Here is a 26,035-nt window from a genome sequence, read left to right on the forward strand (position 1 = left end):
ATGCCGCAATTGCCATTCGTCGTCGTGCCCACACCGCTGGGGACGATAACCACAGGTAACGAGATCAGCGCGAAGCCCGCGGCGCACCTCAATGAGTTCGTCGACATTGGGATGACGTGGAAGTCGAACGGCAACACCAATCTTTGGGTGCGAGGTAATTTTGGCTCCGCAAAGCCGGTCGATTTCGTGCAGATGCAGGCTGCAAACGCAATATCCGCAACGACCATTCGCATTCGGCTGGGCGACACTCAGGCCGAGGTGGACGGAACCGCGGACTATGACAGCAGCGCGCAGCCTTTCATCAGCCCGTCAATCACCAGCGACGATGGCCTCTATCACTCCCACTGGTCGCTGCCGTCGGTCCAGACGAAGCAATGGTGGCGCATCGACATCGGATCCCACACCGGGGACTTTGAAGCCGCCAATTTGATCCTCGGCCAGAAGGTCACTCCGAGCCGTTATTACTCAGCAGGTTTCGAGATGGGGGTGGAGGATCAGGGCGAAATCGACTTCGGCCGCTGGGGCGTTGCCGACCAGACAAGCGGCGTCATCCTGCGCACGCTCAAGTTCGATCTCGAATGGCTGACCGAGGCTGAGGAGATGACAATGTTCGCGCCGCTGATGAAGAAGCTGGGGACACGCAATCCTGCACTCTGGTGCTTCGACCCTGAGTCCACGGTCTATCGTCAGGCCAAAACCTACTTCGGCGTGGTGCGGACAAACCCGTTTGCGGTCGGCGGTCAGAGCAAGCCGGGCACCTATAGCCGCTCGTTCTCAATATTGTCTCTCATCTGAGATCCGGCGCTCCGGGCCGGTAGGGCGCTGGGTTGGGGTCACGGCTGGCCCAGCGCCCGCTAGTGTCAGTTATATAAGAAACGTCAGTTGAGTGGAATGGCGCAAATCTGCGCTTTCCCGGATAATGCGTCTCCATGTGCGTGCAGAGATTGCGCCAGTGTCGGACGTTTCGTCAGTGCTTTCCGCCGATGAGGGATTCCCTTTCCCACGAAAGGGGGATATATTGTTCAGGAGGCGGCGCGTGTTGCATCCCCGGATGTAGAGGACGGCGCCTTACCAAATCCGTACAGTGTTGCCACCGAGGCGGTCTAAGGATTCTGGCAACCGGACTGACAGACGAAACGGGTGAGTAGGCAGCGGGGCCGGTGAATCTCCGGATAGGCACAAGCCGATATATCAGAGAGAACGCAGCCCAAAGCCCGGTCATTAATTAACCCTCATTACAATGGGTCTTTGCCCTTCCTGATCCGGACATCATTCAATGAGCCCCCTTGGAGCTTCGCTTCGTCAATATCTTGGCAGATATCGAATTGGCGTAATGCATCCCGCAATATCTCCATTGCCTCAACGTCGCGCTCAGACCAAGGGCCAGCGCTTTTCATCTTATCAAGCGCAGCCCGCAAGGCATTCTCCGGGGCCAATCTTGCTTCCAATAGTATAGACATCAATCCACCCTCACCTTCAAATTCCACCCCAGCTTCTTCGCCAGCGCTCGCGGGCCATAGCCCCAGCGCATGAAGTCCATCGCCTCGATGACGCGAGCCTGATCGTCGCCCGGCGCCAGCACCTTGACGCTGTAATAGTCCTGCTCGCTCTCCTCACTCGTGCGGCCGATGATCACCACGATCCAAGCCCCGCCGCGCGTCTCCCACACCTCGTAATCGGTCCAGCGGGTCGAGCTTTTGCTGCGCGCTGAATATTTGCCCAGCAGGCGGCCCTCAAAGGTGACATCTGGGCCTTGGTGGGCCTCGATCTCCTGCAGTTCGTATTCCACTGTCTCACTCCCGAAAGGGGGTCACGCGACCTTGCGCGTTGCCCAGCCGTTGCGCTTGTACTTGCGCCAGGCGTTCGACCGCTCGCGCCGGTAAACCGATTCCGCATCCTTTAGCATAACGCCCTCCCCTTCCCGCGCCCATATCTCGGATGCCATCTGCTCCACCTCGGCCTGGGTCGCGCACCATGTATCCGGTATAATGGCCACAGGAGGCCCGTCAGGCTCTTTCCCATACGTCCCGGCCCTCCACGTCCACCCGTCATCGGAATCACTCTGTATTCTCACGAGAGAGGATAGCATGGCCTTCCGCTCATACAGGGGGCGGTCGCAATCGTTAGTCTGCCACTCATATGCATGAAGGCAATCGAACAAGTGGAGAGTGCCACCCTCCGGCGCGCGTAGCCCCTGCCCTATGTGCCTGAGCGTTGCCAGATAGCCGCCGGGCGCGATGAATTCCCCATCAAACATGAGAGGCCGCCCATATACCCGCTCGATCCCGGCGAGGCGGTGCAAGATATGTCCTGCCCCGCCGATCTCGATCCCCTCGCGGGTGCGCAGTGTGCCGCCAATGTAATGGGCGCGGACACCGTCCTTCTTTTCCTCGACCATCGCCCCGCCATCGGGCAGGCTGCCGCGCCACTCGCCGGCGAGCGCAACCAGCTCGCGTGGGCGGCGTGAAAGAGCGGGATGGGGGGTCATAATCCATTCTCGCGCTTATACGTCTGCACCAAATTGTACGGATGTGCGCCCGGTCGCGCTGCTATCAGGTTTCCTTTGAAATCCAGATCGATTCCAACACCAAGGCGATTGCACAGATCAACGACTTGGAAGCATGCTCCTTCAAGATCGGCAACTTCTTCACGCGCGGACAACACGATCATATCTTCCTCCTATTCCCACGAGCGGGCCTATGCTGCCCCTCCCCCGGCCCTAAACCGGGAAAGGTGGTGTTTCGCCTTACGCCAGATCGCGCGCCGCGTCCCATGCGGCCAGAACGAACGGCCCGTCAATTTCAGCATCGCGGCGATGGGCAAAGGCTCGCACCGTCCCGCCGCCGTCCTGGGGCACATCCAGCAAGTCCGCGTCGTCCGCGCCTTCCGTGTCATAGTCAATCACGACATATTCAACCGGAACGCCAGCCGATAGGACGCTTTGCACAAGCCCGCCCTCGATGATGACGGCAATCTTTATCGGTTCGGACATAGCTCAACCCTTCACCGTTGCCGCGCCGGTCGCCTTGGCAATCGCCGCCGATAAATCGCCTATCGCGCCCTCATCATCATCGGCAGCGCCATCGGGCGGCCAATAGACAAATGATCCGTCGTCGTTCCATGAGCCGCCATCGAGCACAGCTTGTGCGGCGGCTAATAGATTAGGCGCGGCGCGCAGATCATCACACCGGCACCCGAAGCCGTCAGTTGCAGGGCAATCGGGCGTATGCCTGCGCTCGCCGCCACCTAGGCAGGGGTCACACATTTCTCCGGTCTTAGGGTTGGCACCTAAACCGTTACATTCAGGGCAAGGGGTGGGCGCAAAATCCTCCGGCAATTCCAGCACACACCGGACTTCCCGCCCCTCCTCCTCTCCGTCAACATCCTGGCCGATAAATTCCACGCCTTCGCCGCCGTTGGCCGCGTAATCCTCCATGATCTCGCGGGCGCTTTCGGCGCTGTCGGCGTCAACGTGCCAAACCTCTTGTATCGTTGCGCGTGCGGCGCAAATCACTTTCCACTTTGTCATGTCTCAATTCCTTGTCCTGCCCGCCCTTTTCCACGAAAGGGGCGGCTTGCTATGGGAGGGGGTTAGATGCAGAACCAGTCCACATCCTCTACGCCGTTGATATACTTCTCAAGCCATTCACGGCTGTAGGAACCGGGCAGGCAGGCAAAGACGTAACCGCGCTGGTCCGGCTTGCCCCCACCAATCCAAAGACCGCGCCATTCCATTTTCTCAGCGAGGGCTTTAGCTGCGGCCAAGTGATTTTGGTCCGCGTTAAGTGCATGGTTGTAGTGCACTCGTGTAGAGCCTGCCCACGCTTTGGCGCTAATGCGCGATCCGCTGCTATTTGTAGGGCCATGATATTTCGTTTCGATTGCCTGTTGCATGTCTCATTCCATTCAATCGCCTGCCATCATCAGCGGACGCGCGGCGAGTGCGCCCGGACCTACCCCCTTATTTCCATCAAAGGGGGTAGGTTTCGGCTTATTTGGAGAGGATGACGCCCAGCACAGTGGCAGCTCCCACGATCATCGTGCCAAGAATGCCGATGATGTAAAGCGCCTGTTTTGCCAGCGCGTGGTTAAGCTGCTCGGTCGTCACAAGGTCGTTTATAACGCCATGCAGCTCGTTCGCCAATGCCTCCGCTTGCTTGGCAGGCAGGCCCGCCGCCTTAAGCCGGTTCATGGCCTCTATGGGGTTGTATACGGTCATCGTCGTTATTCCTATGAAAGAGGGTTCAGGCCAGCGCGGCCAGCAATTCGTCATCGGTCATCGCTTGCACGTCCGGCGGGATAGGGCCGTCAATCCGGGCGCTTAGGGCCATGACGTTCGCATGATGAGCGGACGCGGCTTGCTTGGCGCGCCGCTTCAATGGGCCGCCTGCTATGCCAGCGACAAGGCGGGCGCTTTCCAGCCGGGCCATCTCGCTTTCGCGGAAGGCAATTGCATCGGCGCGGGATAGTGTGGCGGGATCAATGCGCTTCATGCTTGCGCCCTTTCCCGTTCGGTGATCCGTGCATAGACATCGCCGCAATTGCCTTCATGCCAAAAGACATCGGCCGGGCTAAATTCATGGCGGGCAAGCTGGAATGTGCCATTGCGGCGCATAGGGCCGCGTTCCACGATAACGGCGCCGTCATTGGCGAGCATGGCGATTGCCTTGCCGTGCTGAACGGCAAAGCGGTCCATTGCGCTACGCCATGACCGGACGCCGTAATGAGGGGCGGCACTACGCCAGAACGCCACCGTGCCAACGGCGAATGTGTTGCGGTTAATAGGTATCACGTCAGACAATCCCTTGATCATAGTCTAGGCCGGGAGCGGCAGGCATATCGCCCAGCGAGGCGGCTAGGCCGCGTGTCCAATCGTCGATTGGCTTAGACTGCCAGCTTATCCCCTTGTTGCAATGTTCAATAGACATCGCGGCATAGTTCTTGCGCTGAATCTCTTTGGTTATGTCCTGCCACGCCTGCGCCAGAAACGCGCGCAGATCTTCCGGCATGGAGGCGATAGCGGCGCTTATCTTTCGCGCCAGTTCCAGCGATGTTTCTGCCTCGATGTAGCAGGGGCGATAGGCGCCAAGGAAATATATGGTGCAGGATTGCGCGATCATATCAAGCAAGCTCCTATGATGATGACGGCAAGGCCGATGAATGCGGGGAAGTCATGCCGTAGGGCATGGCGGGCTAGGGATAGCGGGCGAGTCATTGCGCCAATTCCACGCGCCAAAAGCCGCGCCGCTTATGGGCGATGAATGCGCCATAGTCTTTTGCCTTCATAGCTTCATGCACGCGCCTGATTGCGGCTATGTCGCGGCCAAAACTGACATCTTGCCAATGCCGTTGCGGGAATAGGCCATAAAGCCATATATGCTGAATAGCTTGTGCTGGCGTCTCATATATCGCGCCTTTGGGCGGCTTGACATTGACGTGCATCATTCCGCCCCCTGCCAGTATGTCGCCCACATATAGCCTAGCACGTCACGGGACGGCATAGAGGGGTGCGCGGCTTCCATGGCGTCAATCTCCTGGCGGAATTGCGCGGCGTCATCGCCTTGCACGAATAATGACCACGGCGCGCCGTTCTCATTGCCGTGGTTGTTCAACTCATAAGCAAGGCCATTGCCTAAGCTGATCAGCTCATATGGCCCGGCCTTCATGATTGTGACTGATTGCATAAATGTCTCCACTCAATGACCGCTTGGCCGGTCAGTCCATCGTTGCTGATGCACTATAAATATGCGGGCAATCGTTAAATGCAAGTGAATAGTGCAAATATATGCAAAATAAATGCGGGTCCTACCTAGGCAAATGGAAAGATGCAAGCGCTGAGGAACCGCTTTTTTCTGTCGTGTGTTGTATTTTATACTTTGCGTTAGTCAGTGGTATGAGAATAACACAAAAAAATGCCGCACAGAGGCGGCAAAAATTGCTTTGGAAGTCTGCTCATACGCTTACTAAGTCGCGCCGCCGCGGATCACCGGGATCTGAACGGTGTCCCCATGTGACCAGCCTTTAGGCGCAATTCGCTCGCCCTCAAGTTGGTGTATCTCCCTGAGATACTGAACCCGATTATATTCCTTGCGAGCCCTGACGAGCGCTTTGTGGAAGTGGTCGTATTTCTTCTTCAGCGCCGGCGACATCTTTGTGATCTTGAGCATCGCAGCCTCAGCCTCGCGCATCGCCTGCTGGGCACGGAGCTCGGCTCCGAGGAACTCGCCGCCGAGTTCATTTCCAACGTCACAGATTATACACATCGTCGATTTCCTCCATAGCATGTTTGCGGGGATGGTGCCATCCTCACTCCCCTATCTGCCGGATGGCGGCGGCGATGTGTGCGGCTTCCATGCGTCTTTGGTCAGCATTCGCCCCGTCGAGTCTTGCGAGAAGATCTACACGCCTCTCCGCCACCCCCGCAGCTTCCTCCTTCACCTTGTCACGGATCGCATCAAGCACCGCCTTGGATACCAGTGGCAAATCGACAGAAGCCCCTGTTGACATCCTGAGGCGGTTCAGATCCTCTACGCCTTCCTCAAGCTCGTACAGTTCACCCTGCCTGCGGATTTCGCCTTGGATCGCGCGGGATATTAGTTCGATCAGCGCTTCCTGAGACACCTTCATTTCGGCAACTCCAAGGCCTCGACTTCGATACCCGCCTGCCTCAGCGCCATTTCAATACGCAGGATACGGCACTCGATCATGTCAAGCTGCGCGGCTCTGAGCATTGTAGGCTCAACGCCGTCTCCGAAGCCGGTGATAAACGCACCTAACTTGCCGACCCCAATACTCGAAAATTGTAGCGACTTCGTTTCGGTCATTTCTGCTCCTCCTGCAATATTGCGCGCACGGCGAGGCCAAGCTCAGTGAGCATCATCATTGCGGGAATCGTCTGGGCGCACATAAATATGTCTTTTCTGAATAGGGACATACGGATTTTGCCGTGCACTTCGCGATATAAGCAGATACTATCGCCGACATAAAGGATGGCATTTCGTTGCTTGTCGCTCAGCGATCTCGCTATGGTTGCGGGGTCGGTCATGATTGAATGATCCGCCGCCGAGGTGCTGTGACAACAGCAGTTCCCCTAGGCCCAAGCGGCGTCCCCGTATTGGGCGCAACCGGTAGCGGAGAGTTGTTGCTGCACGGGGCGCACCCCTGTACAAAAGGTGACCACGCGCGCCCGCATTTAGGGCATATCCATACTTGCTTCTCTTTCACGTCCGCTGCTCCTGCTTGCCGAGGAAGGCGCGAATATCTTGTGTCACGCCGAGGGTAGATTGAAGATAGGCCAGTGACCGGCCAAGCAGCGTCACCGCCGCCGCCTTCTCGCGGCGCAGTTGATCTAGCTCGGCTTGCAGTTTCAGGTTGGTGTCAGCGATAGGCGTTTCAGGTTGGGTATGCTCTAAAAGTTCATCCCATTTTAGGCTGTCTGCAATCTGCCACGCAGCCCTTATATCATCGGCATGATTAGTGCTGCCGAGATATATGCGGTCGCCTTCATCCTCTAAGCCATCGTTGATATTGACTAGCGCAATCCTCATCTTTTCGAGGGCACGGGCGTAGCATGTTCGTGCGTGATCGGCCTTAGCGGCAACCCCCTTCAACCGCTCGATCTCGGCGGCCATGGCTGTGGTTGATTGGATAGCCTCTGCCGCTTCCTCTCCGAGGTTGGTTTGCACTACCCCGCCGAAGGTTATGACTGAATTTTTCAGGACCAAGGCCATCGCCTCACGATCGCTGTCTGTAATCTGGGTCATATGATGTCTCCGGCGAGAATCTTGGCGACTGCCACCTGAAAATAGTCGTGCAGCGCGTTGTCCATGTAAGGTACACGATAGGGGTGCTTTTCGATCTGCTCTTGCAGCCGAGCAGATTGCTCCTCCGACAGCGTAACCTTGATCGACATCTCATTGGGAAGCGAAAGGTTGATTTCGTAATGCGCGCCGGGCGTGCAACACCCATCGCCTCTTTCTTTAAGAAGAATAGCGGCTCGCCTAATGATGGACATGGCTTCGTCTTCAACAGGCTCTGTCATGGGCGCGAACCTTTGAGGGCGGCGAGGGCTTTAGTTGTGGCATAGCCTGCCTTGCGCAATTGAGCGCGCTCCGGCTTCCCGTCATAAGAGCCGCGTGTCTCGCCTCCATCGTAATAGCGAAACATTTCACGGATGGCCGCGTCCGCCTTCTCCAAAACCTCCACCACCTCAGTCTGTTGTGGGCCGGGTTCCCAAGGCTCCAGCGCCGATGCAGGATATATCTGCACACTGCCTTTCTCATAGTAGCTTTCGACCGCGTATCCTTCTGGTGTAAGAGCGGTCGCATAGGTGCCGACAACGGTTCCGGTCCATGAAGAGCCCTTCTTCTTGCGCACATTGTCGCCAAGGCGGAAAGCAACCGGCTCCGCTGTCTCTGGCTTGGTATTACGCAACACCATTTGCTCTGTGTATGCGTCAATCTTTCGGATGATGGCCTTGTTGCGCTTTGATTGTGGTAAGGCTGTCTCTGGAGAGGGGGCGATAGGCAGTGCTGATCCTGTCGGCTTCGCAGCCTGCTTGGCTCTAATCTTTTCGATGATCTCTGGTTGCATGATCCGAGCAAGTTCACGCTCAGCCTCAGCATCCATACTGAGGCCGCAAGCTAAGCACAGGGCAGCAAGCGTCACCATCGTTCCGCCAACCTCCTGCCCCGGTTCGCCAACTGGTCTGCCCGCCACATAGTCCACAAGCGCATGGGCGCGAGGCGCGAAGTCAATGCCATTAGCAGCGCAGATCGCCTGAGACAGTTCAAGCATTTCTTCTGTTGCGCGGTCAGTGCGCTCGATCTGATCTGCCGCAATCTCGGCATTGAAGCATTCCAGCATCCACGGCGCTACCCGATCCTGAAACGGTGGCCTAGGGGCTTGCCGACCATCGGCCCCCTGCGGTATTCCGCCACTACCGTTACATTTTAAGCAGATAGTATCAGCCACGCCGGAGCCGGACCCATCGCACTGGTCGCACATCTCCAGCTCTTCCACCTCAGGCCTAACATCCTCGCGGACGAGGCGGCGTCCGTCGTCAAGTCCGCGCTCGTAACCAAGCTCCTCCGCTCGAAGCAATGCTTGTTGATGACGCGTTTGCGCAGCATAAAATGCCTTGGCGAAGTCGTTACTTTCATCATGCATTAACCGATAAGCCTTCTCCGTTTCAGCTTCAGCGTCCCGCAGCGCGCGCACCAGCCCGCCCTCAGCCCCTTTAATCTGGCATGCAGTGGTTGCGCTTTCGTCTGCCCCAAAATGTCGAGCGGCTTCGAAGCGATCGGTGAATACCTCATCGCAATGGAAACAGCGCCATTGGTCTAAAGCTTCGGGGGTCATTGGTTGATTAGTCATTGGATTTAACCTCCATGACATGTGTTCAGAGCGATGATGAAAAGTAGCAGGACAATCATGCAGCCGTATCCTTCTTCCATCCCTATTCTCCTCTCTCGCGAAGTGCGGCGATGATGGCGGTGGCGTTGCTCATGAACAGGGCAATAGCCTGCGCGTCGGCGTCACTCGATGTTGTAGCGATTATCCACCCAGCCTCTGCTCGCACCGCTGGCGGACCTTCTTCAATGTGCCACGGGACAAATTTCCACTCCCCCTGCGTCCCGGCCTTCATCGCGGTTTCCAGCTTGTCTGATAGGCGGGTCATGTTATCAACCCTCCGCGCAATTCTGTTGATCCTTGGGTTGCTTTCTCCCAAGCGGCAATTGCCTCAAGGATCATCGGTGCAATCGTGTTTTTATTAGCGTCTGACATTTGATGCTCACTCGCATGAAATGCACAACGCGCGTTATCATAAGCGTCAATAGCGGCAGCTAAAGCCGTTCCGCGAATGTATTGTGGTAGGCTCATCATCCATTCCTTCCTATGCGGTCGCTCAACTTATCCATCAGTCCACCATTACGCCGGGAGGTATCCGGCCCTCATTGAGTTCGTTTCCAACCCACACCAGCATTTCGTACCCAGCGCGCTTTTCAGGCGGGATGGCGGCCACTAGCTTCAGTTGAGCATCCAGCGGCCAATCCGGCGCTAATGCCTTGCCCAATTCTTCGTCGCTCAACTTATCCACGGGTGGTCCTTTCGTTGGTGGGGCGGGTAGGCCAATAGTCGCCGCATCCCCGCTCGTTCTCAGGTTCAAACATCATCCACGATTGCCGATAGCTCGGCTTCGTTCCGCTGTTCGTATGGCGACGACAGGATAAGGAAACCGGGCATTGCGCGTTGCACATGGCTATGTCAGGCATCTACCCTCTCCTCTCGTTGGGGTGGGAGGCGCGCACTAATGCGCCATGCGGAATGCCGAAGCCCTTTCGGGCATCAGCCTTATTCATTCGGACAGCCAATCGCTGAGCCAATCGCAACCGACACATCTCACGCCGCAATCGCTTCATGGTATTTCCGCTCAAGCCGGTCTGCATACAGGTTCCGCCCCCGCCACCTGCCCGCCGGTGCGAACATGTCGCCTTGTGCATCGAGCCAGTCATAGCGATGACCGTTCTGCGCCAGAGAGGTGCTGTCGGCGGAGAAGAAGGGATAATCGAACGCTACCGCCACGCCGCGCATCATGTGAAGCACCGGCCATCTGTTGCCGAGCGCGTGGGCGATATGAGCCATCTGCCGATGATAGGCAGAGCACCCTACCGGCTCCAGCTTCTTGTGGCCGACCCAGCCCAGACATACCCGGTCGTATCGCTCGCATAACCGGAGCAGGCGATCTAACCTCAACTCCTCGGCTGAGAAGTGAAATAGCGGCGCACCCTTCTGACCGAAGGGCCAATCGTTCAGCAGGCCATCGTTGAGCTGGGACGGAGCACCGGGTGCGTCTGGTATCACCGCCCATCTGCCGGGATGGTAAATTCTCGGTTCGAGCCAACGGAAATACGGCGTCCAATCGTCGCGGACGAACCATTCCTCGCCGCGTTTCACTGCTGCTTGCCACTCTGAATAAGCGCCATTGTCGAAACATTATGTCGGGGCATACGCCCTCGACTGCCTCCACATCATAAGGGTGATAAAACGACACGCATGCCCCCCTGCCGGGAAGCACTGATTCTAGCGCAGCGCGTGGCGTCATTGGCGTGCCGTGGTAGATTAGAGCGCCCATCACAGCGGCGCTCCGGGGGTGGTGGGAAGGATAGCTATGCGATGCGTCTTGGCGCACTCATGGCACAGCGCATAGACACGATAGCCTGGATATGTTGGAGCGTTGTAGTCGTACAGCCAATCGCCATCTGCGCATGTGATGTTGTGGTCGGCATCGTAAAACGTCTTCCGTTCGCCGCAGTTATCGCAGGCGTGATAATCACAGAACGCCATCACAACCCTCCATCACTTGCTTGGGGGTGGTGTGTAGACAGGGGCCAGAGGTTCGCCTTGAACCTCGCACCGTGCTCAAAGCGGGAACATCATGCCCTGATCGGCATTTGTGTGCACAGCTGTGTGCAGCTTTTCCGCCATGTGCGCGCAGGATCGCCGTTTTCGGGAGGCAGGGGCCGGAGGTTCGAATCCTCTCTCCCCGACCACATATTTTCTCTACGTCTTACGTAATGAGCCAGCCAAGCCAAGCGATGCGCCGCTGCTGGGGACAGGCGCGCCGCGTCCGCTGATACGGCATGATTCAACCGGTCGTGGCCCCTCGAAGAGCCGTCTCCCCATCACCAGATCCAGCGAGCTGATCAGCCCTTCCCCTCTCACTGGCCTAAAGTCCAATTGTCCTTGATCGCGCAGAGAACCATCATTCGCGACGAGAAATAGGTATTTCGGCACGGGAGAGTGAAAATGCTTCAGCAAGCCATGGCCAAGTTTAGCGGCAAGACCCTGATCCAGGAGAAATTCGACAACTTCATCGGCGGCAAATGGGTCGCGCCGGTGCGCGGACAGTATTTTGAAAATATTTCGCCTGTGACCGGAGCCAGCGTCTGCAAGATCGCGCGCTCGACGGCCGAAGATATCGAGCTTGCGCTGGACGCTGCCCACAAGGCGAAAGACGCTTGGGGCCGCACGTCGACCACGGAGCGCGCGAACATCCTCAACCGGGTCGCGCAGCGCATGGAAGACAATCTCGACCTCCTCGCCATGGTTGAAACGATCGACAACGGCAAGCCGATCCGCGAAACCACAGCTGCGGATATTCCGCTGGCGATCGATCATTTCCGCTACTTCGCTGCCTGCGTGAGAGCGCAGGAAGGCTCGATAGCTGAAATCGACCATGACACCGTGGCCTATCATTTCCACGAACCGCTCGGCGTCGTCGGCCAGATCATCCCGTGGAATTTCCCGATCCTCATGGCGGCATGGAAGCTCGCGCCTGCACTTGCTGCCGGCAACTGCGTCGTGCTGAAGCCGGCAGAGCAGACGCCGATGTCTATCATGATTTTGGCCGAGCTGGTCGCCGACATCCTGCCCGAGGGCGTGCTGAACATCGTCAACGGCTTCGGTATCGAGGCGGGCAAGCCGCTGGCGACCAACAAGCGGATCGCCAAGATCGCGTTCACCGGCGAAACGACAACCGGCCGCCTGATCATGCAGTATGCGAGTGAGAATCTGATCCCCTGCACGCTGGAGCTGGGCGGCAAGAGCCCGAACATCTTCTTCGCCGATGTGCTCGACGAGAATGACGACTTCTTCGACAAGAGCCTTGAGGGCTTCGCCATGTTCGCGCTGAACCAAGGTGAGGTCTGCACCTGCCCCAGCCGTGCACTGGTGCACGAAAGCATCTACGACAAGTTTATGGAGCGCGCCATTGCCCGCGTCCAGGCGATCAAGCAGGGCAGCCCGCTCGATCCCTCAACAATGATCGGCGCACAGGCATCGAACGATCAGCTTGAGAAGATCCTCTCCTATATCGACATCGGCAGGGACGAGGGCGCAAAGGTGCTGACCGGCGGCGGCAGGGCCTCGCTCGGCGGTGAGCTTGCAGACGGCTATTATGTGACACCGACCGTGCTCGAAGGTCACAACAAGATGCGGATCTTCCAGGAGGAGATTTTCGGTCCGGTCCTCTCCGTCACCACCTTCAAGGATGACGCCGAGGCGCTCGCGATCGCCAATGACACGCTGTACGGACTGGGAGCGGGCGTGTGGACCCGCGACGGGACACGCGCCTATCGGTTCGGCAGGGCTATCCAGGCGGGCCGTGTGTGGACCAATTGCTATCACCTCTACCCAGCGCATGCCGCGTTCGGCGGATACAAGCAGTCCGGCATCGGGCGAGAGACCCACAAGATGATGCTCGATCACTATCAGCAGACCAAGAACATGCTGGTGAGCTACAGCCCGAAGGCGCTTGGCTTCTTCTGATCGACAGCTCGGAACCCGCTGATCGATCATATAATGGCGGGCGCCTCTTTCCCTCAGGCGCCCGCTTTCTTTTCGCAATAAGAGGATAATCGCCCCGATTGCGTACCAGCTTTAGGAGACTGCGATGACCGAAGCTCCGCCTCGCGTGTTGACAACCGCCGCCGCCGATGCCCTGCTCGAGCGACTGAAGGCGCTTCATGGGCCGCTTATGTTTCACCAGTCGGGAGGCTGCTGCGATGGGTCATCCCCGATGTGTTTTCCTGTCGGAGAGTTTCGGGTCGGAGCACAGGATGTCTTTCTGGGCCATGTCGCGGGAGATATCCCGGTGTGGATGGGCGCAGCCCAGTTCGAATATTGGCGTCATACACAGCTGACCATAGATTGCGTGCCGGGGCGAGGGGCAGGCATGTCGCTCGAAAGTCCTGAAGGATTGAGGTTTATCGTCCGCTCGCGCGTGTTCACCGATGCGGAAGCACAACTGCTCGATCAAAAAGGCGAACCGCCACGGGGCGCGTGACTGCCAGCACTACAATCCGGATTGGAGTAGCGTCAAAAAAAGATTATGGATGACGCGGGAGAGCGGCTCAATGAAAGCAAGCACATCTGGCGTGGCCTTTGCGTCGTCGCACGATGCCGATCCGCTGGAGGCGATGAAGGCGATTGCCGCGCAACTGGACCTTTCGGCGCTGGCAGGGGCACTCGTGTTCTGCTCCTACCGCTTCGACAAGGACGCTCTGGCGAGCGCCATTCGCACCGTGTGCGGCGCGCTGCCGGTAATCGGTTGTACCAGCGCAGGCGAACTAACCGAAACCGGTTATGACGAGAACAGCATCGCGTTCATCGGTTTCAAGTCCTCGGTGTTCCAGTTTCTGACGCACAGGTTCCCGGACATCGAAGCGTTCGAACCCGCTTCGGCGAGAGAAGCGGTCAGATCCCTGTCGGCGCAGGCCGAGAGCGATGCGCGCGCGCTGGAGGGCAATGTCAATCATGCTGCCCTGTTCCTGGTCGATGGTCTGTCGCACCGAGAGGAACTGCTGACGATGACCATTCAGGAGGCGCTGGGCGAAATTCCGCTGATCGGCGGGTCCTCTGGCGACGGGCTGCTGTTCCGCGAAACCAGCGTCTTTCATGATGGCTATTTCCACTCGTCGAGCGCAGTCGTCGCGATTCTCTCGACCACGCGGCCCCTGCGGGCTTTCAAGGCGCAGCATTACCGCGCCAGCTCGACAAAAATGGTGGTGACCGAGGCCGATCCCGCCGAGCGCCGCGTCATCGAGATCAACGCAGAACCAGCGGTACAGGAATATTGCCGCCTTGCAGGCCGGTCACCTGCAGATCTGAGCACCTCCCTGTTTGCCGCTCATCCTCCCATGGTGCGGGCGGGCGGCGAGTATCATGTTCGATCGATTCAGGCGGCTCATGAAGATGGCAGCCTTTCCTTCTATTGCGCGATCGACGAGGGCATCGTGCTGACGATCGGCGAGCCGATAGACGTTGTAGCAAATCTGAACTCGCTGCTGAACGAGATCGATTCCAGCGTCGGCGGGATCGATCATATCGTCGGCTTCGACTGTGTGCTGAACCGTATCGTCGCTTCCGAGCGGCAGATATCGAGAGAAGTCTCATCAATGATGAAGAAGCATCGGGTGGTCGGCTTCAGCACCTATGGCGAGCAATATCACGCATTGCATGTCAACCAGACGTTCAGCGGGCTGGCAATCGGTCGATGAGCGCCGTGCCTCTCTCAAGCGCACCTTCTGAGCTGGAAGACTTGCGAGAGGAAGTCCGCAAGCTTCGCAAGATTAACAGCGTCCTCATGGATCGCGTCGAGCGTTCGACCGACATGCAAGGCAGCGCGTTCTCGATGTTCGAAACGGCAATCTCGCTCGAACAGCTCGTCCGAGAGCGCACCCACGCCCTGGAAGACGCCTTGGCCAAGCTGGCAACGGTCAATGTGCAGTTGGCCGAAGCTCATGCCAATGCCGACGCTGCGCGCATGCGCCTGCGCGAGGCGATCGAATCCATTCAGGAAGGTTTTGCGCTGTTCGATGCCGAAGACCGGCTCGTGCTCTGCAACAAGGCCTATATCGGCTTCTGGCCCGAAGTCGCGGAGGTTATTCATGAACGGCCAACCTTTCATGATATCGCCCACCTTATCGCCATGCGCCAGCGGCCCATCGGAGCACTGGTTGCTCCGGACCGATGGGTGACGGATCGACTGGCGCGACACAATATCGCCGAGGGGGTACACGTTCAGGCGCTCAGCGACGGCCGCTGGCTACAGATCAACGAGCTGCGCACAAGCGAAGGCGGCATAGTCGGCATCTATACCGACATTACGGAGGTGAAGGCTCAGGACGCCCTGCAGCGCACGCTCGAGCTCGCTTCCCAGAACCTAGCCTTGCAGTCCATCCTCGACAATCTTTCCGAGGGCGTCTGCATGTTTGACGCCGACAAGAAGCTGACCGCCTGGAACGGCTCGCTCCAACGCCTGCTGGGGGTTACGGGCGATGCAAAACCACATATCGCAACGCACGGGGACCTGCTCCAGTATTGCCGCAATACGCTAGGAATGGAACCGCTGGACGTGTTGGGCTGGCGCGAAGAGGATACGGCCGAGCCGCACATAAAATTGTGCGCCGTCGGCGATTCCAGATGGGAGGTGCGTACTACAACGCTGGCAAGGGGCGGGATGGTGGTCGTCTTTATCGACGTGACCGAGGCGCTGCGCGCGCGCGAAGTATTGCAGTCGACCGCAGACGTGCTGGAACGCCTCGTCGCGGAGCGAACGTCCGAACTCATGCATGTCAACCGCCGGCTGGAGGCGGAAATCGCCGAAAAGACCGCGATCGAGGCGCAACTTCTGGAAGCCAAGACGGCCGCGGAGAAAGCCAATCTCTCCAAGACAAGCTTCATCGCTGCGGCCAGCCACGACCTTCTGCAACCCCTGAACGCCGCGCGCCTATTCATCGGTTCGCTCGGCGAGCGGCGGCATGGCGCCCATAACCGGACCCTGATCGACCAGACTTCGACGGCGCTGGACTCCGTGGATGATCTACTCGAGGCGCTGCTGGAAATCTCAAGGCTGGATGCTGGGGCGGTCACGCCCGAGCGGACACACTTCAACCTCGACTGGTTGCTGGACCCGCTACGAACGGAGTTTCTGCCCATCGCTCAGTCAAACGGCTTGGAATTGCTGGTCACCAATCGCGGCGACTGGGTATATTCAGATATTAGGCTGCTGCGCCGTATCCTCCAGAACTTCGTCTCGAATGCCATCCGATATACTCGCAGAGGCTCAGTGGAAATCCGCACGACGGTAGTCGGCGGAGACGTGAAAATTACCGTGACCGACACAGGGCCCGGCATAGCGCCGGAGCATCGCGAAGCTATTTTCGAGGAATTTCGCAGGCTGGACGTGAACCGGACGACACCGGGCATGGGGCTTGGCCTTGCCATCGTAAAGCGGGCGGCTGAAAAGCTTGGATCCCAGCTCGAGCTCGTGTCGGCGCTTGGAAAGGGCTCCAGTTTTTCGGTCACGGTTCCGCTAGGCGAGCCGATGTCGAAGGAAACACAGGATACCCGCGTCGCTCGAGGGAATTCAATCCGCGCGCGCCGTGTACTGGCGATCGACAATGAACCGCAAATTCAAGTCGGGATGCAGACGCTGCTCACCGGCTGGGGGTGTGAGGTGGCTACAGCGGTCGACGCTGATACGGCGCTGGAGCATTTGAACCAAGGCTTCGTACCGGATGTCATACTGGCGGATTATCATCTGGATGATGGGCTGACCGGCGAGCAGGCTATCCGGTCGATCTTCGACCATTTGGGTGCAAAAATTCCTGCCATCATCATCACCGCCGATCGCAGCGACGACCTCAAGGCTCATCTCAAACAACAGAACCTCGCCGTCCTCCGTAAGCCGGTCAAACCCGCGCAGCTGCGTGCCCTGCTTCATACTTTGAATGGCTGAGGGGCAGGACCTCAGGGGTTTTCGAAATGGACGCGGTTCGCCAGAATGACCGCCTGTGTCCGGCTATAGGTACCCAATTTCTGCAATATTGCCGACACATGGGCTTTCACCGTGGTCATGGAAACATCAAGATCATGGGCGATCTGCTTGTTCAGCCGCCCGCGAACGAGATGCGAAAGCACGACGCGCTGCTGGGGGGTGAGGCTTTCGATGCGGCGGAGTATGTCGTCTTCTTCCTGACTTTCGGCGGTACTTTCCATTACCATGTCAGGAATGTAGATTTCCCCTGAGATCACGCGATGCAACGCATCGACGATGGCGCTGCGTTTGAGCGACTTGGGAATGAAGCCCGCCGCGCCGATAGCGACGGCTTCCCGCACGATATTGCGGTCGAACTCTCCCGACACCATCACGATGGGCACCATCGGATATTCGGATCGAATGCGTTTCAAACCCTCGAGCCGCGACGTATCGGGTACGTTGAAATCCAGCAGGACAAGATCGAACTCGTCCTGCCGGGAAAGTGTGGTCAGTGCTTCCTCGATACTAGCAGCCTCGAGAATGTCGCACTCGTCAAATGTCACTGCAATCAGACTACGGAGGCCATCACGAACCAGCGGATGGTCGTCTACGATGAGAATTCTGTCCAGTGTTGGGTGATCGATCATGGCAACTCTGGTCTGTGTGATAGATACAGGTGGGCGGGGACGCAGCGGATCCCAACTTAGACTGCGTCCCCTGACTATCATATTTACCTCGGAAGTTTGAAGACCCAGAGCGCACCGCCCTGATTGATATCCTTGAAGGTCTTGGCGACCTCGCCGCCCCAGAGCGGCACCGCGCCGCCCCAGCCGGACATGACGGCGATATACTGCTCGCCATCCTGCTCCCAGGTTACAGGCGAGCCGACCACGCCGGAGCCGGTCTGAAACTTCCACAGTTCCTGGCCGGTCTTAGCGTCAAATGCCTTCAGATAGCCCTCGGGCGTACCGGTGAATACGAGATTCCCCGCAGTAGTGAGCACTCCGCCCCACAGCGGTGCCTTGTTCTTGTACTCCCAGACGATCTTGCCTGTTTTGGGGTCCATGGCACGAAGCGCACCGATATGGTCTTCCGCGATCGGCTTGATCGTGAAGCCTGCACCCAGATAGGCCGCGCCTTTCTTATAGGCGATCGGCTCGTTCCAGATGTCCATGCCCCAGTCGTTCGACGGGATATAGAACAGGCCGGTGTCGTTGCTGTATGCCATCGGCATCCAGTTCTTGCCGCCAAGGAACGAGGGCGACGCGAAAACCTGCGACCCCTTGCCGTCGGCTGATGGCATGCCCGGTCGGTTGGCTTCGATGTAGTTGGGCCGTCCGGTCTTGGCGTTGAAGCCATCGGCCCAGGTCGTCTGCATCACAAACTTATGCGCGCCGATGAACTTGCCGTTAGTGCGATCGAGCACGAAGAAGTAGCCGTTGCGGTCTGCCTTGGCCCCAAGCTTCATCGGTTTGCCGTTGATGGTAGCATCAAACGGAATGAACTCGTTCACACCGTCGAAATCCCACCCGTCATGGGGGGTGGTCTGGTAATGCCACACGATCTTGCCGGTATCCGGGTTAATCGCGACGGTAGAGCTGGTATAGAGATTGTCGCCCTTGCGCAGATGGCTGTTCCACGGCGCAGGGTTGCCAGTTCCGAAATACAGCAGATTCGTCTCGGGGTCGTATGTGCCCCCGAGCCAGGTCGCACCGCCGCCCGTCTTCCAAAGGTCACCCGGCCAAGAGGCGTTGGTCTTGCCGGTGATGCCGTTGTCCTGCCCCTTGAAGGTGCCCATGTGGCCCTCGATCATCGGGCGGTTCCAGATCAGCTCGCCAGTGTTCACGTCCCGCGCCTGAACCGATCCTACGATACCGAATTCACCGCCGGAATTGCCGGTGATGACCATGCCCTTGACGATCAGCGGAGCGGCGGTGGCGCTATAGCCCGCCTTGTAATCGCCGATCTCCTTGTTCCAGATCACCTTGCCGGTTTCGCGGTTGAGCGCCACGAGGCGCGCATCAAGCGTCGCGAAGATGATCTTGTCACCATAAATCGCCGCGCCGCGGTTCACGACGTCGCAGCACGGCATGATGCCGTCGGGCAGGCGGGCATCATATTGCCACTTCTCTTCGCCGGTGCGCGCATCGAACGCGAACAGGCGCGAATAGGAGCCTGTCACATAGATCGTGCCGTCATACACGATAGGCTGCGCCTCCTGCCCGCGCTGCTTTTCTCCACCAAGCGATGCGGAAAAGGCCGGGACCAGGCGCGATACATTGCCGGCATTGATTGCGGTTAGCGGGCTGAAACGCTGGGCACGTGGTCCCATGCCATAAGTCAGAACGTCGCCCGTGCTGGCTGCGTCCGCCATAAGGTCCGCGTCCGTCGGGCCTTTCGCCAGTGTAGGGGTCGCCAGGACAAACGTCGCCAGCGCCGCAGCAGAACACCAATATCGTGCTTTCATGATCTCATCCTCCCGTTATACGACTGAAAACCTGTTCGCCGGCCCCCTGAGCGGCATCGGCTCAAATCGAAACTTATGCGCCTGCCTCTTGTGGGCAATTGGACCTTAGGTCGGGTCATCCACCCGCGAGCGGCGCGACCCAGTGCACTCCGTAACGGCTGCAAATCTCCGCCAACCGGCCGCTGCTGGCCATCCTGCCGAGGCTGTCCTCAAGAGCATCGCCAAGGCTGCGACTGTTTTCTTTCACCGCCAGGCCTATGTCCCAGCCAGGCGACATCATCAGCGGCAATGCGGACTTGCGGATAACGAAACGCTCAGCGCCGACCTCACTCAAGCCATTTTCCATTTGCGCTGCGGTGGTCAGAGCCAGATCCGCCTTCCCCTCGGTCATGGCTTGCACAGCCGCGCTGCCGCTCAGATAATGGACGACATCCTTGGCCAGCAGGCCACCAAAGACGCTAAGGAAATAGTTGTCGGGAATGCTGTCCAGTTCAACGGCCAGCCTGCGACCGCGAAATTCGCGCGGCACGGCTTCGCAATCGATGCCGCTGCCCGATGCGCAGGCAAGGGTGAACTTCTCGCGATAATAGGGCGCAACAATCGCAACCTGATCGTTTCGTGCCGCAAAGGTGCGATCGAACGGAATATGCATCATCACATCGGCAGGCTGAAAACCGAGCAATCCGCCTTTCCAGACGCCGTTGCGCAGGTCATCCTCCACGCTCTCATCAGCCATCAGTTCAGCCAGATCAGGCCGCACTCCGAGCGCTTCAGCCAGTGCGCGCGCGATATCCGAGTCTATGCCGCGAAGTTGGCCGCCTTCTTCCCAGGACCAGGGCTTGTTGTCCTTGTAGACGGCCACGCGGAGCACACCAGTTTGCCTGACCTTGTCGAGCGGGGCGGCTGAGAGTGCGCCGGGCCAGACGCCAAGGGCACCGCCGAGCGCAGCACCGCTCAGACCAAGGAGGAAAGCACGACGATCAGTCGTCCGCATGCACCGTCTCTAGCCAGGAGCGAATGGCCCAACCGGCCTTCTGGCCGAGCGCCTCTGCCATCGGTGGCATATAGACTTTGCCATCCCGCACCGAGCCATGGCGGTAGCGCTCCAGATACCATGTGTCCCCCTCATCACCCAGTTCAAGATAGCGAAGATCTGGAGCTATGCCGCCGGAGACAGCACCGAGGCCATGGCACCGCGCACAGTTCTGGGCATAGGCCGACTGCCCGATCTCTATGGCCTTGGCGTTGCCGCGATAAGGGTTGTGCTCAAGCCACGTATCGTTGTTGGGCTGGATGTCAGGAAGCGCTGTCGTATCGACCGGCTGCGGCGTAACATCGCCATGAGCAGACAGGCGGGTCCCGAGCGACAGTGAAAACGCGGCCGCAGCCACAACAAACGTTACCTTTGAAAAGTTCCTCATCCTGCACATCCCGATTTCAGGCATGGCCGACAGCCGGCGCCGCGCTGATCGTTTATCCCTGTCCCCATCAATAATGATTGCCCGGGCGTGCTATTCCTATAGGCCATTGGTCTAATGACTATGGCAGACCGCGCAGGGTATACGACGCTGTCATGAAAAAATTTTTCGCATCACTCTGCACTTGCGCCGTAATCCCGGTCGCAGCAGCGCATGCAGCAACGGCCTATATATCGAACGAGCGTGGCAACAACATATCCGTCGTCGATCTGGACCGGGGGGTTGAAATCGCGCAGTGGCCGGTCGGAGCCCGTCCCCGCGGCATCACGCTCTCTCGTGATGGCCGCTACATCTATGTCTGCGTCAGCAACGAGCATAGTGTGAAGATCATTGACCGAGCGACCGGACAGATACTCAAGGAGCTGCCTTCCGGGGAAGACCCCGAACAGTTCTTTCTATCGCGCGATGGCGCAACTCTGTTCGTAGCCAATGAAAATGACGCGGCACTGACCGCAATCGATCTGGCCTCGGGCACGGTGGCTTTCCAGGTTGCGGTAGGTGGAGAGCCGGAGGGCGTGACGCAAAGCCCTGACGGCAGGATGGTGGTCGTCACATCTGAGGAAGACAATCGCCTGTCGTGGATTGATCTATCGAGCCGGACCGAGGTAGCCACCACCGAGACAGACATGCGGCCGCGCCATGTGGAGTTCACAAGGGATGGCAAGGAGTTGTGGGTCGCTGCGGAGATAGGTGGAACGGTGCAGATCGTCGAATCAGCATCTAAGGCGGTGGTCCAGACGCTCAGTTTCTCGATCGAAGGCGTTCCGGCTTACAAAATACTGCCTTGTGGCATCGCTTTCACGCCGGATGGCAAGACGGCAGTTGTTGCGCTGGGCCGTTCAGATCACATCGCCCTGGTCGATGTCGCAACCCGCAAGGTGCGGGGTTACGTGCCTGTCGGCAGGCGCGTCTGGCACCTGGCGATCTCGGCAGACGGCCAGCGTGTCTATACGGCTAATGGACTTTCGGACAATGTGAGCGTGGTTGATCTCGCTACGGAAAAAGTGACGCAAACCATCGGAATAGGTGCAGGTCCATGGGGAATTGCCGTCACTCCGTGAACGTTGCGCAGTCGTCACCTCGCCAATTTTCGGCCATTGGTACAAGAACCTTAGTCTAATTTCCCTCAGGTAAAGCAGGTCGCATTCTTCCCCGAGCCCGAAACGGGCCGAATTCTGCATAAGGGAGGATGCAATGAAATCAGCACGTTTGCTGCTCAGTTCAGCAATCGCCGCCACTATGGCGCTATCCGCCGCTCCGGCTTTTGCCGGCACTTCCGAGGGTCTGCTTAAACGGCTCCACGAAAAGGGAATACTGACAGACGAAGAATATAACGAACTGATGCGCGAGGAGCAGGCCCAGGCCCCCGCCCCTGCGATGCAACAAGCGCAAGGTGCGCTGGATGACAAGCATCTGGTCAAGATGACCGACAGCGGCGTGGGCCTTCAAATCGGCGACGTCGCGCTCAAATTTTCCGGATCGGTTAATGGCTTCTATGTGCATGACAATCCGGACACCCCCGGGGCCAACACGGCCGTGGTCGGCGGTGTGGCGAGCGTAGGCACCAAGAACAGTTCCGCCGTTCGCAACGGGCTGCTGCCCGGCTTCCTCAAGGTCGACGTGACGACAACACAGGGCGGATGGGATGTCGGCGCGCATTTCGGCATGTATCCCGGCATCAACAGCACGGCGTGGGGCGCTCTTGGGGCCAACAACGGTGGGCAGCCGACGGCTCTTGCCACCGCTGGTATCGACTTCCGCCAGACCTATCTGACTTTCGGCAAGACCAAGCTCGGCGAGTTTAAGATCGGCCGCGACATCGGCCTGTTTGGCTCAGAAGGTATCCTGAACGACATCACCCTGCTGTCCTCGGGCACGCCGGGCGGCAATGTCGCACCGGGCAATACGACGCTGGGCCGCATCGGGGTCGGCTATATCTACACCGATTTCCAGCCGCAGATCACCTATACTTCGCCTAACTTTGGCGGTGCGCAGCTCTCAGTCGGTGTGTTCCAGCCACTCAGCTCGCTCACTGGCCCCGCCGAGAACAACAGCAGCCCCGGCTTTCAGGCGAAAGTCACCTATGATGGAAAACTCGGCGGCGTCAGCACGCGCCTATGGCTTTCGGGCATCACCCAGAAGCATGACGGCGTTGCGCCGGGCACCAGCTATACCGGCAGCGGCTTTGATGCGGGTGCCAAGATCGGCGTTGGGCCCCTCACCCTCACCGGCTATTATTACGACGGCAGCGGGCTCGGGACCACGGTGCTCAACCTGTTCGATTCCGATGGCGCGGGCGGCAAGCGCGACAGCCACGGCTTTTATGGTCAGGCAATGGCAACCTTCGGCAAGTTTTCGGTCGGCGGCAGCTATGGTGAGAGCAGGCTGGATTATGCCAATGCGGCCGACGCTCTCGCCAACCCCGCGCTGGTTGACAAGAACAGCAGCTGGGTGGGTCAGCTCCGCTATGGCCTGAACAACTGGGTCACGCTGATCGGCGAGTATGTCAGCAGCAGCGCGAAGGCACACAATGGCAACAAGGCTGAGTCGGACGCGATCGCCGCAGGCGCCATATTGTTCTTCTGACCCTGAGCTGAGCAGGAAGGACCGGTCAGCCTCCATTGGCTGATCGGTCTTCCCAACCTTTTGTTTTGCGCCTAGACGGCTGTTCCCATGAAAAAACATCTGCTGACTCTGGCCGCGCTCGGCTTCGCGCTACCTGCCGCCGCACAGGAAAATGACACGATCGTGGTGCTGGGCAGCGTCCTGCCGCTCCCGCCGGGAACGCCCGCTTATGGCTCGGTCACGATTGATCGCAGCCGTTTGACGGACAGCGCCTCGGGCAGGATCGAAAATGTCCTCACCGACGTTGCGGGGTTTCAGCAGTTCCGGCGTTCGGATAGCCGCTCGGCCAATCCGTCGGCCCAGGGTGCGACTTTGCGGGCTCTGGGCGGCAATGCCTCCAGCCGTACGCTCGTGCTGCTCGACGGCGTTCCGGTAGCCGATCCCTTTTTCGGATATATTCCCTTCAACGCGCTGGTCCCTGAGCGGCTGTCCTTGATCCGTGTGACGCGCGGTGGCGGCGTCGGCGCTTTTGGTGCCGGGGCGGTTGCCGGAACCATAGAATTGGGCAGCGCCACCCGCGCCGATCTTCCCCTGCTATCCGCAGGTGCTTTTTACGGGAGCCGGGATTCGAGCGAGCTTTCGGCAGCATTCTCTCCCGATCTTGGGGCGGGGTTCCTGTCCGTTTCAGGGCGATGGGATCGTGGCGACGGGTTCTGGACCACGCCCAAGAGCCAGCGGGTCAGCGCCAGTGTGCCGGCACGCTATGAAAGCTGGTCCACCTCGATACGCGCAGTAGCACCCCTCGGCTCCGACCTGGAAATTCAGGCGCGAGCCACGGTATTTCGCGACAACCGCACTTTGCGCTTCGCCGGGGCGGACAGCTTCAGCGAAGGCGAGGACGCCAGCATCCGCCTTATCGGTCGCGGCGCGTGGAAGATCGATGCGCTCGCTTATGTCCAGGCGCGGGATTTCGGGAATGTAGTTATTTCGTCCAACCCACCCTTTCGCAAATCTCTCGATCAGCGCAAGACACCATCCACCGGCGTCGGAGGCAAAATCGAGCTGCGCCCACCGCTAAACGATGCACATGTGCTGCGGCTCGGCTCGGATCTGCGCATTAGCACTGGTGATATGTTCGAGGATGCATACAACGCCACACTCGCCACCAACCCGCGCACCAATTTGCGGCATGCTGGCGCGAGGCAGACTACATTGGGCCTGTTTGCGGAAGATGACTGGACTCTTGGTTCGCTGGTGCTGACCGGAGGCGTGCGCGCGGATCACTGGAAGATCAGCGATGGTTTCTACCATGTGACTGTTCTCTCAGGGGTTGCCCCGGTCAATCCCTGCGCCGCCGCTACTGCCTGCGCGAGCCGTTCTGATTGGCAGGTGTCGGGGCGCGCTGGCGCGCTCCTGCAGGTGAATGATGGCATGGCCCTGCGCGCCGCCGCCTATACCGGCTTCCGCCTGCCCACGTTGAATGAACTGTATCGTTCGTTCGTTGTTTTCCCGATCGCCACGCAGGCCAATCCGGGGCTCAAGCCCGAGAAACTCAAAGGCGTGGAGGCAGGGTTCGACTTGCAGCCCGCTGTGGGCCTCACATTCTCCGCGACCGTATTCTATAATCGGCTGGGCAACGCCATCGCCAACGCGACGATCAACGCAACCACCCGCAAACGCCAAAACGTCGATTCGATCGTAGCCAAAGGTATTGAGCTCAACGCAAGCGCGAAGCTCCAGGATTTCACCCTGTCGGCCAGCTATGCCTATACTGACAGCACGGTCAAAGCGCCGGGACAGTTGTTCGATCATCTCCGCCCGGCACAAACGCCGCGTCACAGCGCCAGCGGCACGCTCGCTTGGGCGCCCAATGGCGGCCCGTCACTGTCCACTACGCTGCGCTACGTCGGCAGGCAATATGAGGACGATTTGCAGACCGACGCATTGCCCCACGCTCTCACGGTGGACGCCACGGCAAGTGTACCGCTGGGCCATCACGCCTCCTTGGTCGGACGGGTGGAAAATCTGTTCGACAAGGCAGTGTACACCCGCAATGCCGGAGGCTCCATCGACCTCGGTACGCCCCAGACTTTCTGGATCGGCATTCGATTCGCGCATTGACCGACGGCACTGGCCTAAGGTCCAATATTACTCCCCACCCTGTGCCTTTAGGCTTTGCCTCAAACAGAGCAAAAGAGGGAG

35 protein-coding genes and 1 pseudogene are annotated in these 26,035 nt (G+C 58.8%); 8 read left to right on the forward strand and 28 right to left on the reverse strand.

All coding sequences use genetic code 11. The features are described from left to right. A complete protein-coding gene (locus OOT33_RS13755; RefSeq protein ID WP_307750591.1) occupies window positions 1-795 on the forward strand; it encodes a hypothetical protein in 795 nt (264 codons plus the stop codon). A gap of 664 nt (window positions 796-1,459) precedes the next feature. Here the strand turns inward: OOT33_RS13755 and OOT33_RS13760 are convergent. The 24 genes and pseudogenes from OOT33_RS13760 to OOT33_RS13875 form a co-directional block, all read right to left on the reverse strand. Then, window positions 1,460-1,789 (reverse strand): hypothetical protein, encoded by a 330-nt coding sequence (locus tag OOT33_RS13760; protein ID WP_307750592.1) that lies wholly within the window; start codon window positions 1,787-1,789, stop codon window positions 1,460-1,462. A 21-nt stretch (window positions 1,790-1,810) separates the two neighbouring features. Further along, window positions 1,811-2,488 carry a hypothetical protein gene (locus OOT33_RS13765; protein WP_307750593.1) on the reverse strand — a complete coding sequence of 226 codons (678 nt, stop codon included), beginning with the start codon at window positions 2,486-2,488 and terminating at the stop codon, window positions 1,811-1,813. Then, a complete protein-coding gene (locus OOT33_RS13770; RefSeq protein WP_307750594.1) occupies window positions 2,485-2,670 on the reverse strand; it encodes a hypothetical protein in 186 nt (61 codons plus the stop codon). The genes OOT33_RS13765 and OOT33_RS13770 overlap by 4 nt, the downstream gene beginning before the upstream one ends. A 76-nt stretch (window positions 2,671-2,746) precedes the next feature. Next, complete coding sequence (locus OOT33_RS13775; protein ID WP_307750595.1) at window positions 2,747-2,992, reverse strand: hypothetical protein; 246 nt, start codon at window positions 2,990-2,992, stop codon at window positions 2,747-2,749. Window positions 2,993-2,995: 3 nt separating this feature from the next. Next, window positions 2,996-3,529, reverse strand: coding sequence for a hypothetical protein (locus OOT33_RS13780; RefSeq protein WP_307750596.1), 534 nt, complete (start codon window positions 3,527-3,529; stop codon window positions 2,996-2,998). 62 nt (window positions 3,530-3,591) lie between these two features. Continuing rightward, window positions 3,592-3,894, reverse strand: a complete 303-nt coding sequence (locus OOT33_RS13785) for a hypothetical protein (protein ID WP_307750597.1) — start codon at window positions 3,892-3,894, stop codon at window positions 3,592-3,594. Window positions 3,895-3,991: 97 nt separating this feature from the next. Further along, a complete protein-coding gene (locus OOT33_RS13790) occupies window positions 3,992-4,219 on the reverse strand; it encodes a hypothetical protein (RefSeq protein WP_307750598.1) in 228 nt (75 codons plus the stop codon). A 25-nt stretch (window positions 4,220-4,244) separates the two neighbouring features. Further along, on the reverse strand, window positions 4,245-4,493 hold the full coding sequence (locus tag OOT33_RS13795) for a hypothetical protein (protein ID WP_307750599.1): 249 nt from the start codon (window positions 4,491-4,493) through the stop codon (window positions 4,245-4,247). Next, window positions 4,490-4,696: a hypothetical protein gene (locus OOT33_RS13800; protein WP_307750600.1), complete on the reverse strand. Its 207-nt coding sequence runs from the start codon at window positions 4,694-4,696 to the stop codon at window positions 4,490-4,492. Before OOT33_RS13800 ends, OOT33_RS13795 begins: the two co-directional genes overlap by 4 nt. A 97-nt stretch (window positions 4,697-4,793) precedes the next feature. Then, complete coding sequence (locus OOT33_RS13805) at window positions 4,794-5,120, reverse strand: hypothetical protein (RefSeq protein WP_307750601.1); 327 nt, start codon at window positions 5,118-5,120, stop codon at window positions 4,794-4,796. Window positions 5,121-5,211: 91 nt separating this feature from the next. Further along, entirely contained in the window at window positions 5,212-5,442 is a 231-nt protein-coding gene (locus OOT33_RS13810) for a hypothetical protein (protein ID WP_307750602.1), read from the reverse strand. Then, on the reverse strand, window positions 5,442-5,684 hold the full coding sequence (locus OOT33_RS13815) for a hypothetical protein (protein WP_307750603.1): 243 nt from the start codon (window positions 5,682-5,684) through the stop codon (window positions 5,442-5,444). The genes OOT33_RS13810 and OOT33_RS13815 overlap by 1 nt, the downstream gene beginning before the upstream one ends. A 279-nt stretch (window positions 5,685-5,963) precedes the next feature. Then, a complete protein-coding gene (locus OOT33_RS13820; protein WP_307750604.1) occupies window positions 5,964-6,263 on the reverse strand; it encodes a hypothetical protein in 300 nt (99 codons plus the stop codon). A gap of 43 nt (window positions 6,264-6,306) precedes the next feature. Continuing rightward, entirely contained in the window at window positions 6,307-6,627 is a 321-nt protein-coding gene (locus tag OOT33_RS13825) for a hypothetical protein (protein WP_307750605.1), read from the reverse strand. Then, window positions 6,624-6,824, reverse strand: coding sequence for a hypothetical protein (locus OOT33_RS13830; RefSeq protein WP_307750606.1), 201 nt, complete (start codon window positions 6,822-6,824; stop codon window positions 6,624-6,626). The genes OOT33_RS13825 and OOT33_RS13830 overlap by 4 nt, the downstream gene beginning before the upstream one ends. After that, window positions 6,821-7,045 (reverse strand): hypothetical protein, encoded by a 225-nt coding sequence (locus OOT33_RS13835; RefSeq protein ID WP_307750607.1) that lies wholly within the window; start codon window positions 7,043-7,045, stop codon window positions 6,821-6,823. The genes OOT33_RS13830 and OOT33_RS13835 overlap by 4 nt, the downstream gene beginning before the upstream one ends. Window positions 7,046-7,220: 175 nt before the next feature. Continuing rightward, a complete protein-coding gene (locus OOT33_RS13840; protein ID WP_307750608.1) occupies window positions 7,221-7,763 on the reverse strand; it encodes a hypothetical protein in 543 nt (180 codons plus the stop codon). After that, entirely contained in the window at window positions 7,760-8,041 is a 282-nt protein-coding gene (locus OOT33_RS13845) for a hypothetical protein (protein WP_307750609.1), read from the reverse strand. Before OOT33_RS13845 ends, OOT33_RS13840 begins: the two co-directional genes overlap by 4 nt. 197 nt (window positions 8,042-8,238) lie before the next feature. Beyond that, window positions 8,239-8,394: pseudogene (locus OOT33_RS13850) on the reverse strand (DfrB family trimethoprim-resistant dihydrofolate reductase); the annotation flags it as partial. Window positions 8,395-9,457: 1,063 nt separating this feature from the next. Next, window positions 9,458-9,679 carry a hypothetical protein gene (locus tag OOT33_RS13855; protein WP_307750610.1) on the reverse strand — a complete coding sequence of 74 codons (222 nt, stop codon included), beginning with the start codon at window positions 9,677-9,679 and terminating at the stop codon, window positions 9,458-9,460. After that, the gene (locus tag OOT33_RS13860) at window positions 9,676-9,882 is read right to left on the reverse strand and encodes a hypothetical protein (protein ID WP_307750611.1); all 207 of its coding nucleotides are present in this window, start codon (window positions 9,880-9,882) and stop codon (window positions 9,676-9,678) included. The genes OOT33_RS13855 and OOT33_RS13860 overlap by 4 nt, the downstream gene beginning before the upstream one ends. A gap of 37 nt (window positions 9,883-9,919) precedes the next feature. Further along, window positions 9,920-10,099 carry a hypothetical protein gene (locus OOT33_RS13865; protein WP_307750612.1) on the reverse strand — a complete coding sequence of 60 codons (180 nt, stop codon included), beginning with the start codon at window positions 10,097-10,099 and terminating at the stop codon, window positions 9,920-9,922. 302 nt (window positions 10,100-10,401) lie between these two features. After that, on the reverse strand, window positions 10,402-10,956 hold the full coding sequence (locus tag OOT33_RS13870) for a hypothetical protein (protein ID WP_307750613.1): 555 nt from the start codon (window positions 10,954-10,956) through the stop codon (window positions 10,402-10,404). A 177-nt stretch (window positions 10,957-11,133) separates the two neighbouring features. Then, a complete protein-coding gene (locus OOT33_RS13875) occupies window positions 11,134-11,346 on the reverse strand; it encodes a hypothetical protein (protein WP_307750614.1) in 213 nt (70 codons plus the stop codon). Between the two features lie 462 nt (window positions 11,347-11,808). Here OOT33_RS13875 and adh point away from each other — a divergent pair, with 462 nt between their 5' ends. The 4 genes from adh (at window position 11,809) to OOT33_RS13895 (ending at window position 17,302) form a co-directional block, all read left to right on the forward strand. After that, entirely contained in the window at window positions 11,809-13,329 is a 1,521-nt protein-coding gene (gene adh / locus OOT33_RS13880) for an aldehyde dehydrogenase (protein ID WP_307750615.1), read from the forward strand. Window positions 13,330-13,453: 124 nt separating this feature from the next. Beyond that, on the forward strand, window positions 13,454-13,846 hold the full coding sequence (locus tag OOT33_RS13885; RefSeq protein ID WP_307750616.1) for a DUF779 domain-containing protein: 393 nt from the start codon (window positions 13,454-13,456) through the stop codon (window positions 13,844-13,846). Window positions 13,847-13,916: 70 nt separating this feature from the next. Beyond that, window positions 13,917-15,059 carry an FIST N-terminal domain-containing protein gene (locus OOT33_RS13890; protein ID WP_307750617.1) on the forward strand — a complete coding sequence of 381 codons (1,143 nt, stop codon included), beginning with the start codon at window positions 13,917-13,919 and terminating at the stop codon, window positions 15,057-15,059. Beyond that, window positions 15,056-17,302: a NahK/ErcS family hybrid sensor histidine kinase/response regulator gene (locus tag OOT33_RS13895; RefSeq protein ID WP_307750618.1), complete on the forward strand. Its 2,247-nt coding sequence runs from the start codon at window positions 15,056-15,058 to the stop codon at window positions 17,300-17,302. The genes OOT33_RS13890 and OOT33_RS13895 overlap by 4 nt, the downstream gene beginning before the upstream one ends. An 11-nt stretch (window positions 17,303-17,313) precedes the next feature. On the opposite strand, the gene OOT33_RS13900 is transcribed toward OOT33_RS13895, so the two are convergent. The 4 genes from OOT33_RS13900 to pedF form a co-directional block, all read right to left on the reverse strand. After that, window positions 17,314-17,970 carry a response regulator gene (locus tag OOT33_RS13900; protein ID WP_307750619.1) on the reverse strand — a complete coding sequence of 219 codons (657 nt, stop codon included), beginning with the start codon at window positions 17,968-17,970 and terminating at the stop codon, window positions 17,314-17,316. 83 nt (window positions 17,971-18,053) lie between these two features. After that, window positions 18,054-19,790: a PQQ-dependent dehydrogenase, methanol/ethanol family gene (locus OOT33_RS13905; protein WP_307750620.1), complete on the reverse strand. Its 1,737-nt coding sequence runs from the start codon at window positions 19,788-19,790 to the stop codon at window positions 18,054-18,056. A gap of 115 nt (window positions 19,791-19,905) precedes the next feature. Then, complete coding sequence (locus tag OOT33_RS13910) at window positions 19,906-20,784, reverse strand: transporter substrate-binding domain-containing protein (protein ID WP_307750621.1); 879 nt, start codon at window positions 20,782-20,784, stop codon at window positions 19,906-19,908. Next, the gene (pedF, locus tag OOT33_RS13915) at window positions 20,771-21,211 is read right to left on the reverse strand and encodes a cytochrome c-550 PedF (RefSeq protein WP_307750622.1); all 441 of its coding nucleotides are present in this window, start codon (window positions 21,209-21,211) and stop codon (window positions 20,771-20,773) included. Before pedF ends, OOT33_RS13910 begins: the two co-directional genes overlap by 14 nt. A 152-nt stretch (window positions 21,212-21,363) precedes the next feature. Here pedF and OOT33_RS13920 point away from each other — a divergent pair, with 152 nt between their 5' ends. The 3 genes from OOT33_RS13920 (at window position 21,364) to OOT33_RS13930 (ending at window position 25,954) form a co-directional block, all read left to right on the forward strand. After that, window positions 21,364-22,329 carry a PQQ-dependent catabolism-associated beta-propeller protein gene (locus tag OOT33_RS13920; RefSeq protein WP_307750623.1) on the forward strand — a complete coding sequence of 322 codons (966 nt, stop codon included), beginning with the start codon at window positions 21,364-21,366 and terminating at the stop codon, window positions 22,327-22,329. A 133-nt stretch (window positions 22,330-22,462) separates the two neighbouring features. Further along, window positions 22,463-23,854: a porin gene (locus OOT33_RS13925; protein WP_307750624.1), complete on the forward strand. Its 1,392-nt coding sequence runs from the start codon at window positions 22,463-22,465 to the stop codon at window positions 23,852-23,854. Between the two features lie 87 nt (window positions 23,855-23,941). Further along, on the forward strand, window positions 23,942-25,954 hold the full coding sequence (locus OOT33_RS13930) for a TonB-dependent receptor domain-containing protein (RefSeq protein WP_307750625.1): 2,013 nt from the start codon (window positions 23,942-23,944) through the stop codon (window positions 25,952-25,954). The last annotated feature ends 81 nt before the right edge of the window (window positions 25,955-26,035 follow it).

The organism is Sphingobium sp. DEHP117 (assembly GCF_030867385.1).
Taxonomy (GTDB): Bacteria; Pseudomonadota; Alphaproteobacteria; order Sphingomonadales; family Sphingomonadaceae; genus Sphingobium.